The 12204-nt window shown below is 60.3% G+C and carries 9 protein-coding genes and 2 pseudogenes; 4 read left to right on the top strand and 7 right to left on the bottom strand.

Translation table 11 applies throughout. The annotated features are described in order from the left end of the window. Nucleotides 1-10 precede the first annotated feature (10 nt). The 5 genes from NO876_RS11485 to NO876_RS11465 form a co-directional block, all read right to left on the bottom strand. On the bottom strand, nucleotides 11-346 hold the full coding sequence (locus NO876_RS11485) for a hypothetical protein (protein ID WP_256421817.1): 336 nt from the start codon (nucleotides 344-346) through the stop codon (nucleotides 11-13). A 308-nt stretch (nucleotides 347-654) separates the two neighbouring features. Then, entirely contained in the window at nucleotides 655-1008 is a 354-nt protein-coding gene (locus NO876_RS11480; protein WP_256421816.1) for an SHOCT domain-containing protein, read from the bottom strand. 5 nt (nucleotides 1009-1013) lie between these two features. After that, on the bottom strand, nucleotides 1014-1430 hold the full coding sequence (locus NO876_RS11475) for a DUF302 domain-containing protein (RefSeq protein ID WP_256421815.1): 417 nt from the start codon (nucleotides 1428-1430) through the stop codon (nucleotides 1014-1016). Between the two features lie 94 nt (nucleotides 1431-1524). Further along, nucleotides 1525-1884, bottom strand: coding sequence for an SHOCT domain-containing protein (locus tag NO876_RS11470; RefSeq protein WP_256421814.1), 360 nt, complete (start codon nucleotides 1882-1884; stop codon nucleotides 1525-1527). Between the two features lie 57 nt (nucleotides 1885-1941). Further along, nucleotides 1942-2265, bottom strand: coding sequence for a hypothetical protein (locus NO876_RS11465; protein WP_256421813.1), 324 nt, complete (start codon nucleotides 2263-2265; stop codon nucleotides 1942-1944). A gap of 397 nt (nucleotides 2266-2662) precedes the next feature. Between NO876_RS11465 and acnA the strand changes: the two genes are divergently transcribed. From acnA to NO876_RS11445, 3 genes and pseudogenes are all read left to right on the top strand, one after another. Further along, on the top strand, nucleotides 2663-5443 hold the full coding sequence (acnA, locus tag NO876_RS11460; protein WP_256421812.1) for an aconitate hydratase AcnA: 2781 nt from the start codon (nucleotides 2663-2665) through the stop codon (nucleotides 5441-5443). A gap of 384 nt (nucleotides 5444-5827) precedes the next feature. Further along, a pseudogene (locus tag NO876_RS11450) lies at nucleotides 5828-5923 on the top strand (heavy metal transporter); the annotation flags it as partial. A gap of 133 nt (nucleotides 5924-6056) precedes the next feature. After that, nucleotides 6057-8378: a heavy metal translocating P-type ATPase gene (locus tag NO876_RS11445; RefSeq protein WP_256421811.1), complete on the top strand. Its 2322-nt coding sequence runs from the start codon at nucleotides 6057-6059 to the stop codon at nucleotides 8376-8378. 68 nt (nucleotides 8379-8446) lie between these two features. Here the strand turns inward: NO876_RS11445 and NO876_RS18050 are convergent. Together NO876_RS18050 and NO876_RS18045 are read right to left on the bottom strand one after the other, a co-directional pair. Next, a pseudogene (locus NO876_RS18050) lies at nucleotides 8447-8548 on the bottom strand (PadR family transcriptional regulator); the annotation flags it as partial. A gap of 127 nt (nucleotides 8549-8675) precedes the next feature. Continuing rightward, nucleotides 8676-8957 (bottom strand): hypothetical protein, encoded by a 282-nt coding sequence (locus tag NO876_RS18045; protein ID WP_345780748.1) that lies wholly within the window; start codon nucleotides 8955-8957, stop codon nucleotides 8676-8678. Nucleotides 8958-9519: 562 nt separating this feature from the next. Here NO876_RS18045 and NO876_RS11440 point away from each other — a divergent pair. After that, nucleotides 9520-12189, top strand: coding sequence for a cation-translocating P-type ATPase (locus NO876_RS11440; RefSeq protein ID WP_256421810.1), 2670 nt, complete (start codon nucleotides 9520-9522; stop codon nucleotides 12187-12189). Nucleotides 12190-12204: the final 15 nt, after the last annotated feature.

Here is a 12204-nt window from a genome sequence, read left to right as displayed (position 1 = left end):
ACGACCGAAGTCAGCCCTCAGTCCTTGCTTGTCGGATTCCCTCGTAGAGGGCTGGGAGACCGAGGGGGATGGCCAGTATGCCGAACCCGATGAGTGCATACTTGGTTCCGCGTCTTCGCTGCAGTATCAGAGTCGTGGCGACGGCGCCGAGAAGCGCAATCAGGAACGCTGCGTTGCTCCAGAGCACGTCGTAGGTCGAACAGTACAGCCAGCAACCGAACGTGTAGGCCGGGGCGTTCCAGGTCGGTGGATGGAGCTTCGGCCAGAAGAACCGGCAGTACGTGGTCCTGCCCAGCATCGCGACGGTCGGCAACCCAATGAGCCACACCGCTGCCCCACGTTCCATATCGCCGTATCGCCGGTATCCAGCGAGGAAGAGTGCGGGAAAGCAGAAAACCCACAGCCAGATGCCGATCGCGTCGGTGACTGGCCAGTGTTCGATTCTCGGCTGCTGAAGCGGGAGTCTCAGCGATGGAGGAAGTGTAGCCCAGGGGAACGATGGGCCCGGGACGGGATTGGTGAAGAGGGCGACGAGACAGAAGGCTGTCCCAAGTAGAAGCCCGAAGAGCCCAGCTTTCGTGTACTTCTCTGACCACAAGAAGCAACGAAGGTGGTGTCGTTTTTCCAGTGGTTTCTATCGTTGAGGGGTCTGGTTCAGGTCTCGCGTTCGAGGGCGTCTTTCCGTTGTTCGTATTCCTCATCCGTGAGATCACCGCGAGCGTACGCTACACGGAGTTCCTCCATTGCAGGATTCCGCGACGACTGCGATTCGGTCACGCGACGGAAGACGAGATATCCTCCACCGAGCAGGAGGAGGAGGAAGACCAACTGGACGAGCATCCCGACGAGTGGCCACCAGCCGCTGGTCGTCCCGTATCCGCCCATCATTCCACCGTAGCCCATCATCCCGCCGAAGCCCATCCCCATCGTGAGCAAGGGCAAGACAATGATTGCCCCGAGGATGAGGAGGATGATGGTCGTAGTGTCGAGCTGGTTCGATGAAGACATCGAGATCAGGCCTCCGACGTGGATCCTAGTTCGTCGGTAACGGCCGAGAGAACACGCTCGAAACGCTCATTGACCTCGGTCGCGATCGAGTCGAGCGCATCGTTGTCCGCGATGCCGACCAGTTGCTTCGGATCGACAGCACTCACAACGATATCGCCGTCATCGGTTTCGTAGACGATGACGTTACACGGGAGGAGTGCGCCGAGTTCGATTTCTTCGGTCAGTCCCTCGTATGCCAGCGGGGGATTGCAGGCACCGAGAATGCGATACTGGCGGAATTCTTCGCCGAGTTTCTCCTTGAGCGTCGCCTGGATGTCGATGTCACAGAGGACGCCGAACCCTTCGTCTTCGAGCGCTGCGATCGTCGTGTCGACAACGTCGTCGAATTCGCCGGTTACTGCTGTTTGTATTGTATAGTTCATGAATTACATACCCCGTCAACGGGGTTAACGGTTGGGTGCCGCAACGGCGGGCGTTGGGAATGTGATGTATCGGCTGGAACAACACCGAACCCGGTCATCCGGTACGTTCCAGCTGTTTTCGCCGTCGATCGAATTCGTCGTCCGAGAGCTCACCGCGGGCGTAGCGCTCACGGAGAACCGTCAGCGACTGTTCACCGTTCCCGCCGGATCCTTGGTCGAAGAGCGCATAGACGAGGTAGAGCGGGACGGCGATGAGGAGCCCCATCCAGAGGAGTCCCCAGAGCCCCATCGCTCCGCCGAAGAGGCCCCAGCCGCTCCCGCCCATCATACCGCCGCCGCCGTAGCTCCCACTACCGTGGGCAGCAGCCGTTCCAGCCGCCGCGACCAGCAGCGGGACGGCGAGAATCGCGAGTCGACGAGCCGTGCGTCCGATGTGCGTGGTGAGTTGCGTCATTGTCTTGCGTTGGTGAACCGCGGTGTTCTGTCGAAGCGATCGAAACGGTCAGGGCCGTCAGCAGTGGCCCTGCCCGTACATCCCGCCGTGGTACCTGTCGTCAGCCCCGTCGTGATATTCCTCGTCAGCCATATCCCGAGCCATCTCGTCGACGGTCACGCCCGTATGCGACTCCATCCACTCGACGCTACCGGGGCCCATGTGTTCGGTCATCTGTGCCTCCATCCAGGTGGCCCATTCATCTGCGGCGGTGGCATTGTCCGTGGGCGCGTCGTCAGCGGCCGTTTCGTCGCCGTGTGCGCTGACCACGGGGGCGGCGAACGCGAGTCCGACAATCGCGAGGGCCACGAGCAGCCAGCGGCCGAGTGTGAAGTTGGTCATCGTCTTTCTCCTCGGTTACTCGTAGGACTGCTCGGGAGTTATCCACGTGGGTGTGGATTCACACAGGAGAACGTTCGAGAACGTTTATAATGCGATCTAAACGTTTTTCAGGAATAGGATCGTTCATCCGGCTCGAATTCGCTGGATTAGCACTCGACCCTTCTCACGGGACAGGACCACGACCACACGAACAAGGAACTCGTCTTCTTCAAGGGCCGCATCGAATCGACGGCACCTGAGAAACCGAAGCCGCCGGGGACGAGTTCGTAACAGAATCAGTTGTCAACCGAATCAGGTACACCGACATTCTCATTCTAACCGATAGAAATGACCGTCCTCATCGTCACTCCGTCTATGGGGGAGACGATTCAAGAGCCACGTCACCGTAGGACAAGGTATGAATGAACCGTCTCCATTCGACGCAATTCGCGAATTCGAGTTCAACGGCACCTCCTACAAGATGGCCGACCTCACAGTCCTCGAAGACGAGGGGCTCTGTGAACTCGACCAGCTCCCCGTCAGTATCCGCGTTCTCCTCGAATCCGTTCTCCGCAACGCCGATGGGGAGACGATAACTGACGAGGATATTCGGAATGCCGCCTCGTGGGAACCCGACGTCCCAGACGTCGAACTCCCGTTCACGCCCTCCCGAGTCGTCCTGCAGGACCTCACAGGCGTCCCTGCCGTGGTCGACCTCGCAGCACTCCGCTCAGCGGTCGATCGCAAGGGCAAGGATCCAACTGTCGTCGAGCCGGACGTCCCGTGCGACCTCGTGATCGACCACAGCGTGCAGGTCGACTACTTTGGCTCCGAGGATGCCTACGAGAAGAACGTCGAATTGGAGTACGAGCGCAACGGCGAGCGGTACCGTTCCCTCAAGTGGGCCCAACAGGCGTTCGACGACTTCCGCGTCGTGCCGCCGGGAACGGGCATCGTCCACCAGGTAAATCTCGAATACCTCGGACAGGTCGTCCACGCCCGCGAGCAGAATGGGGAAGAGTGGCTCCTGCCGGACACGCTCGTGGGGACGGACAGCCACACGCCGATGATCGGCGGCATCGGCGTCGTCGGCTGGGGTGTCGGCGGCATCGAAGCCGAAGCCGCGATGCTCGGCCAGCCCATCACGATGAAGCTCCCCGAGGTGGTCGGGGTCCGGCTCACCGGCGAACTTCCCGAAGGGGCGACCGCAACAGACCTCGTCCTTCACGTCACTGAGCAGCTTCGGGAGGTCGGAGTCGTCGATCGATTCGTCGAATTCTTCGGCCCCGGTGTATCGAATCTCACCGTTCCAGACAGGGCGACCATCGCGAATATGGCGCCCGAACAGGGCTCGACCATCAGTATGTTCCCCGTCGACGAAGCAACGCTCGAGTACCTAGAGCTCACGGGCCGCGACGAGCAGCACATCGAACTCGTTCGCGAATATCTCGACGCACAGGGGCTGTTCGGCGAACAGAATCCCGAGTACACCGAGACGGTCGAACTCGATCTCTCGACGATCACTCCCAGCCTCGCCGGGCCGAAACGCCCCCAGGATCGCGTCCCGATGGGAAATATGAAGACGCACTTCCGGGGACTGGTCCACGGCGAATTCGAGGACGAACTCGACGATATCGACGAAGATGCGATCACACGATGGATCGGCGAGAGCAGCGGTTCCGACGACGACCGACCTGACCCCGATCTTCCGGAACCGGACGTCGGCGATCTCACCGACCGAGTCGAAGTCGACGTGAATGGCGAGTCGACCGAGATCGGGCACGGCAGTGTCGTCGTCAGCGCCATAACCAGTTGTACGAACACGTCGAACCCGTCCGTGATGCTCGCGGCGGGGCTGCTCGCCCGCAATGCCGTCGAACGTGGGCTCGACGTTCCGACGTACGTCAAAACGAGTCTTGCACCGGGCAGTCGGGTCGTCACCGAATACCTCGAAGCCTCGGGGCTACTTCCCTATCTGGAAGACCTCGGCTACAACGTCGTCGGCTACGGGTGTACGACCTGTATCGGAAACGCTGGGCCGCTTCCCGAGCCGATCGAACGCGCGATCGACGCCGAGGACCTCTGGACGACGAGCGTCCTCTCCGGCAACCGGAACTTCGAGGCACGCATCCACCCGAAGATCCGGGCGAACTACCTCGCCAGTCCGCCGCTCGTGGTCGCCTACGGACTCGCCGGGCGTATGGATATCGATCTCGAACACGATCCGCTCGGCACCGACGACGACGGCAATCCGGTCTATCTCTCTGACATCTGGCCCGGCGCCGACGAGATCCACGCGGCGGTCCACGACAGTGTCGATTCCTCGATGTTCGAAGAGAAGTACGCCGAAGTGTTCGAAGGTGACGAGCGCTGGGAGGCGCTCGACGCACCGACCGGTGACGTCTACGAGTGGGACGACTCCTCGACATACATCCGCGAACCGCCGTTCTTCAGGAATTTCCCGCTGGAGAAGCCCGGCGTCGCAAACGTCGAAGACGCCCGCACGCTGATGCTGCTCGGTGATACGGTCACGACCGATCACATCAGTCCCGCCGGGCGGTTCAGCCGCCAGCAACCGGCCGGAGAGTGGCTTGTTGAACAGGGTGTCGAACCCCACGAGTTCAACACCTACGGTGCCCGGCGCGGGAACCACGAGGTGATGATGCGCGGCACCTTCGCGAACGTCCGCATCGAGAACCAGATGCTCGACGATGTGGAGGGCGGCTACACGATCCATCACCCGACCGGCGACCAGACGACGGTCTTCGAAGCCAGCCGCCGCTATCGCGAGGACGATACGCCCCTCGTCGTGTTCGCCGGCGAGGAACTTGGAACGGGGTCGAGCCGGGACTGGGCGGCAAAGGGAACGGATCTGCTGGGTGTCCGTGCGACGATCGCCGAGAGCTACGAGCGCATCTTCCGTGACAACCTCGTCGGGATGGGTGTCTTGCCGCTCCAGTTTGTCCACGATGACTCGTGGGAGTCGCTCGGCCTCGATGGCTCGGAACGGGTCGCGATTCACGGACTCGACGACGGCCTAGACGTGAACGATGAACTCACCGTCGTCGCAGAACGTGCCGATGGCTCGACTGTCGAATTCCCGGTCACGGCTCAGGTGGGGACACCTGCAGCCGTTCGATACGTCGAAAATGGCGGAATTCTTCATCTGGTGCTCCGTCGATTACTCACTCAGGAGTAGCCGTCTCTCTCCAGAGAGTCGTCTTTTCCGGACACAACAAAGAATGCTGCTGGTGAAACAGTACGAGATTGGTGACGTTCGAGGGTGTCATACAACGATTCACACACTCGTTCCCGTTCTCTCAATTCGTTAAATACAGGTCAAGGACCTTGTTTAGACGCGCGAGATTGTATGATTCAGAGGCTCACCGCCCGTTCGAAGTTCCGGACAGCTGCCTTTAGGATAATCTCTCGAAACTGTCTAAACCACGTTCTAGTCCGGGCTGTGAATTCACTAGCTCGAAGAGACGTGAGTTCGACACCGACTGGCTCGACGAGAGACGTTCGAACCATTCGGCGGGATGCGGTAGACATGGTGATTCTGGGTGAGTTGATTAACGGAGTCGACCGAGAAGCAGAACGGGCGAGCGTCGATGGGAACGCGGACGCCACGGCCCTCGTAGAAGCCGTCGAAGAGGCCGGGTACACCGCTCACGCCTGAGGATAGCACAGAAAATCCTAGGCGAACGGCCTACTGTTCTCTTCGGAGTTTCCTTACACTGACCCTGACGTATGGTTTTAGGGGCCGAACATTGAGGAAGCAGGCGGATCCATTTCTACAGAGAGAATGATACATGGACGACCACGAAGATACAAATGAGACCCCCACGGGAGGGGAAGACCAGCAGCACACCGACAGTCACCACCAACACAGACATAGAAACCACGATGCAGGGGTCGACGAGTCTGACGAGCAACGGGTAGAACAGGAGCTACTGGAGGACGAGGCTCACCCTGCTGCGGCGAGTGAGACGACGCCCCACGAGCAGCACGCCGGACACGAGGGCGAAGGGCACGAACACGGTCCCCACGAGGGACACAGCGAGGGGCATAACGGGATGCACGAAGGCCACGAGCAGATGTTCCGCCGGCGCTTCTTTGTCTCGACACTCCTGTCGATCCCTGTCCTCCTGTACAGCGACATGCTGCAGGAGTGGCTCGGGTTCTCCGTCCCAGTATTCCCTGGCAGCGAGTGGATAAATCCCGTCTTCGCGGTGATCGTGTTCGCGTATGGTGGAGTGCCGTTCCTCCAGATGGCGGTGCCGGAGCTGAAAGACCGTTCGCCGGGGATGATGACGCTGATCTCGATGGCGATCACCGTCGCGTTCGTCTACAGTCTCGCGAGCGTGGTCTTCCCCACACAGTCGGCGTTTTTCTGGGAGCTCGTCACGCTGATCGATATCATGCTCCTGGGCCACTGGATCGAGATGCGATCCGTACGACGGGCCTCGAGCGCCGTCGACGAGCTGGCGAAGCTGATGCCCGATACCGCCGAGCGGATCACCAACGAGGGGGAGACCGAAGAAGTCCCTGTCAGTGAACTTTCCGAGGGCGACCTCGTGCTCGTCCGGCCGGGCGCGAGTGTCCCTGCTGATGGCATCGTTGAGGAGGGTGATTCGGACGTCAACGAGTCGATGATCACCGGCGAGTCGAAACCTGTCTCAAAGGACCCCGGCGACGAGGTCATCGGCGGCACGATCAACGGCGACGGCAGCCTCCGTGTCCGCGTCGGTGCGACGGGCGAGGAGACAACACTCGCGGGCATTATGCGGCTCGTCGAGGAAGCCCAGCAGAGCAAGTCCAAGACGCAGGTGCTGGCCGACCGCGCAGCCGGCTGGCTGTTCTACGTCGCGCTCGGGGCGGCAGTCGTGACCGCAATCGCGTGGACGGTCGCAGTCTCGTTCGACGTGACTGTCATCGAGCGCGTCGTGACGGTGCTCGTCATCGCCTGCCCACACGCACTCGGACTCGCCATCCCACTCGTGGTCGCGATCAATACGTCGCTCGCCGCTCGGAACGGAATGCTTGTTCGCGACCGCATCGCGATGGAGGATGCGCGGAATCTGGACGCGATCATCTTCGACAAGACGGGGACGCTCACCGAAGGCGAGCACGGCGTCGTGGACATAGCGACCGTCGACGGCGTCGAGGAGGACGACGCGCTCGGGCTGGCGGCGGCCGTCGAGAGCGACTCCGAACATATGATCGCCCGAGCGATCCGTGAGGCCGCCGACGAGCGTGATCTATCCGCTCCTGAGGCGACCGATTTCGAGGCGATCAAAGGGCGAGGGGTTCGCGCGAACGTCGACGTCTCCGGCTTCGCCGGAGGCTCGTCGGACGAGTCCGACGGTGGAAATGAGGTGTACGTCGGCGGGCCGAACCTGTTGACCCAACTCGATAGCGAAATACCCGACCATCTCCAGCGCTTCGCTGACGAGGCGGGACAGAACGCTCAGACGGTGGTGTACCTTGTTCGTGACGGAGAGCTGATCGCCGCCTTCGCGATGGCCGACGTGATCCGCGAGGAGAGTTTCCGCGTCGTCGACGCCCTCCACGATCTGGGCATCGAGGTCGCGATGTTGACTGGTGACTCCCAGGATGTCGCCGACGCTGTCGCCGACGAACTGGGCATCGACACGGTGTTCGCGGAGGTCCTCCCCGAAGACAAGGACGAGAAAGTCCAGGAACTCCAAGATCAGGGGAAGCTCGTGGGGATGGTCGGCGACGGTGTGAACGATGCGCCGGCGCTGACGCGGGCCGACGTCGGCATCGCGATCGGGAGCGGCACCGACGTTGCGGTCCAGTCGGCCGACGTCATCCTCGTCCAGAACAACCCGATGGACGTGGTGCGACTCGTAAAGCTCAGCAAGGCAAGCTACCGAAAGATGCAGGAGAACATCGTCTGGGCGGCCGGCTACAACGTCTTCGCGATTCCGCTTGCAGCAGGGGTGTTGGCACCGATCGGGATTCTGCTGTCCCCCGCTGTGGGTGCACTCTTGATGTCGTTGAGTACAGTAATCGTCGCGATCAACGCACAGCTCCTCCGCCGCGTGGATCTGTCCATCCCTGGGCCTCCAAGTGGGACACCAGCTACGGAGGCACAGCCCGCTGACTGAGGTCCTTTCTGGCTACTACAAGAGGGATTCCGCTGAGGTGACTGTCGCTTCCGACAGACCGGTGGGTGCTACGCAGGCACCGATTCTTTGCTCTCCAGATACTGGTTTTCCCATTCACGTCGTACCTCTATTTCACGCTGACCGCGCTGTGTGACTGTATATACGTTCGTCCCATTTCCGTTGTCCTCGCCGGAGGTGACGAGCACGGGGACGTCACTTCGATAAAGGACCCGTTCGGTAACACCGCCCAAGAGACGCCGACTGAGCCCAGTCAAATCCTGTCGGCCGACGAGGCGATCAAGTCTGCGTCCTGCTCGTCTGTGTATTCGCTGATCCGGATCGTGGGTTTGCCTTCCAGCAGTTTCGTGGTAACAGGGCGGCCAAACTCTGACGCAAGTTCCCCATCTCTGTGAAGATAGTTGCTCCGCGTTCTCGTAACTGAGTCTCCTCGTTATTCGTCCGTGTGAGTCGGAGTGCTTTCTGTTCGACGACGTGTACAACATCAACCGTAGCATCGAAAATTTGGATGAATTCGAAACCACGTCTTGCTGCACACTTGGCCTCGTCACTTTCATCCACAGCAATCACGACTCAGTCATACATTGTTCTAGACTGGTGTTTTATGCTAGACACTCATCACCGTTTGCCGGGACGCATTCAAGCAGACAAGTCGTAACCAGATGAGGCATTATGCTCCCAAGGAGCGGAATTTTGACGGGTTCACGGGTAGAGATATTGGGCTGACTCAATCTTCCAAGCCATCGGCGAGACAGTACAACTCAGGCGACGCCGTTGACACTCTGTTAGGGTCTCTTGGGGAGGACTTCTGAGGATCTCGCTGCCTCGCTTCTGATGGGATCAGAGTGGTATCTGACTGGCGCAGTTCGAGAGCACCTGGCCGGTTCGACTGGCAGAAATTCGCCTCGTGCATCAGTGAAATAGAGAGAGGATGGCCCGAAGGCGGCCTATCACGCAGAGATTATCTGCCCAATTGAGGCGGGGGAGGAACTCAGTGGTCGTATCAGTCCGTACCAAAACTACACAAGGCCCGCGTACAATCTGTTCTGTGAGAGAAATGCGGAGCCTTTCCTAAGTGATGGCACGAAACAGGGACGATAGACAGTCACCGTGGTCGCGGTCTGTGAGCGACGTTCTAGAACAATCCAACGTCTCAAAAGACGAGGGATTGACGGAAGACGAAGTCCTGCGCCGCCGAGAGCAATTCGGTCCCAACGAGTTACAGGAGGCCGAACAGCGACGATGGCTGGAGGTACTGGTGAGCCAGTTTACGAGTGTCATCGTCCTCCTGCTCGCAGTCGCGGCCGTGGCGGCCTTCGTGCTGGGGGATATCATCGAGGGAACCGCTGTCTTGGCCGTTCTCGTCATTAACGGTGCTATCGGCTTCGTCACCGAGATGCGAGCCATCCGCTCGATGGAGAGTCTACAGGAGATGACGGAGGTCGAAACCAGGGTCCGCCGAGCCGGCGACGATCAGGAAATTCCGGCGGAAGACTTGGTTCCGGGGGATATCGTCATTCTTGACGCTGGTGATATCGTCCCGGCCGACCTGCGGGTAATAGATCCGTCCAAACTCCAAGTTGATGAGTCGGCTCTCACTGGCGAATCGGTCCCCGTCGGCAAGACGAGCGACCCCCTCGATGAAGACGTGCCCCTTGCCGAGCGGGAGAACATGCTCTACAAGGGGACGTACCTGACCCGCGGGACCGCAGAAGCAGTCGTTGTCGCCACGGGACCGGGCACGGAACTGGGCCAGATATCAGCATCGCTCCAAGAGACAGGTGAGAAGAAGACGCCACTCCAGGAGAAGCTCGACGAGCTGGGACAGAAGCTCGTTCCATTACTTCTCGTGGTGGCAGCTATCGTCCTCGTGTCCGGCTGGCTCAGGGGGCAGGACCTCCTCTTGATGGTCGAAACGGCCATCGCGCTGGCGGTTGCGACCGTGCCGGAAGGGCTCCCCATCGTCGCCACGCTCGTGTTAGCGAGGGGGATGTGGCGGATGGCCGACCGCAACGCGCTCATCAGCAACCTCGCCTCAGTCGAGACGCTCGGCTCTACGACCATCATTTGCACTGATAAGACAGGCACGTTGACGGAGAACAAGATGACTGTGGCCGCCTACGAGCTGGCGAATGGCTCGGTGGAAGTCACGGGGACTGGCCTCGACACCGACGGGACGTTTCAGCACGGCAGTCAGGAGTTGGACGAGCCACAGGATCCTGCTATGCAGGAGGCGCTCAAAGTAGGTGTGCTCTGTAACAACGCCTCCGTGACCGAGGAAGACGGCGAGGTGAACGTGACGGGCGACCCGATGGAAGTCGCCCTCCTGATCGCCGGGGTGAAGGGAGGACTCGACCGGGACGACCTCCTCGAATCGCTGCCGGAAGCCCGGGAGGTGTCGTTCGACCCGGCCGTCAAGATGATGGCGACCTACCACGACTTCGACGGACGGTACACGGTAGCCGTAAAGGGGGCTCCGGAGGCGGTCATCGACTCGTCTTCTCGGGTGATGACGGGTGAGGATTCCCGAGAGTTATCGGCGACCGAGAAAGACGAGTGGATCGAGAAGAGCGAGCGAATGGCCGAGGACGGGTTGCGTGTTCTTGCGCTCGCTCGGAAAGAGGTAGATCGTGAAGAGGTCTCACCGTACGAGGATTTGTCGCTGATCGGGCTCGTTGGACTGATCGATCCACCGCGGGAAGAAGTCAGATCGACTATCCAACGGTGTCAGGATGCGGGGATGCGAGTTGTTATGGTGACCGGCGATCACGCGGGAACGGCCAGAAACATCGCCCGGAGCGTCGGACTGGTAGATCCGGATCACACCGAGGTCATCGAGGGTCGTGAACTCGATGACGTCGAAAACCTCACCCAGACGGAGCGGGATCGGTTCGTGAACGCGTCCGTCTTCGCGCGAGTGAATCCCGCGAACAAACTCGATTTGATCGACGTTCACCAGGCAGCCGGTTCTATCGTCGCAATGACTGGTGACGGGGTCAACGACGCGCCGGCACTCAAGAGAGCCGACATCGGCGTTGCGATGGGTCAGCGAGGGACACAAGTCGCTCAGGAGGCGTCGGATATGATTCTGCAGGACGACAACTTCGAGAGCATCTATCACGCCGTCAGAGAGGGGCGGATCATCTTCAGTAACATCCGAAAGTTCGTCCTGTATCTCATGTCGTGCAACGTCAGCGAACTGCTCGTCATCCTGATTGCTGCGCTACTGGGCTTCCCACTGCCCTTGCTCCCCCTGCAGATTCTCTTCCTCAACGTCGTGACCGATATCTTCCCGGCGTTCGCGCTCGGTGCCTGTGGCGGTAGTAGCGATATTATGGATCGCCCACCGAGAGATCCCGAGGAGTCGATTATGACCCGAACCAACTGGACCGAACTGGGGCTGTTTGGGATACTGATTTCAGCCGCGGTCATCGGTGCATTCGTGATCGGCGGTGGGATGTACGCCGGCGGTATGGACACCGATGAGGCCGTCACGATTTCGTTCCTCACACTGGCCTTCGCCCAGCTCTGGCACGTGTTTAACGTCCGGGATATAACGTCCGGTCTCGTCAGAAATGAAGTTACGGAAAATCTGTACGTTTGGGGTGCACTGGGCCTGTCGTCGGTGATCCTCGTCGGCGCAGTCTACTTGCCCGGCATCTCCTTGGCGCTGAGTACTGTCCCTATCGGAGTTGAGGGGTGGCTACTCGTGTTCGGGATGAGTCTGCTCCCTCTCGTGATCGGACAGCTAGAGCGCGAATTCCGACGGCGGTTTGGGACCCCCAGCTCGTGAAGCGAGATTCTCGAT

The organism is Halobellus rarus, assembly GCF_024494595.1.
GTDB classification, from domain to species: Archaea; Halobacteriota; Halobacteria; order Halobacteriales; family Haloferacaceae; genus Haloquadratum; species Haloquadratum rarum.
This window is presented reverse-complemented; position numbering and strand designations above follow the sequence as displayed.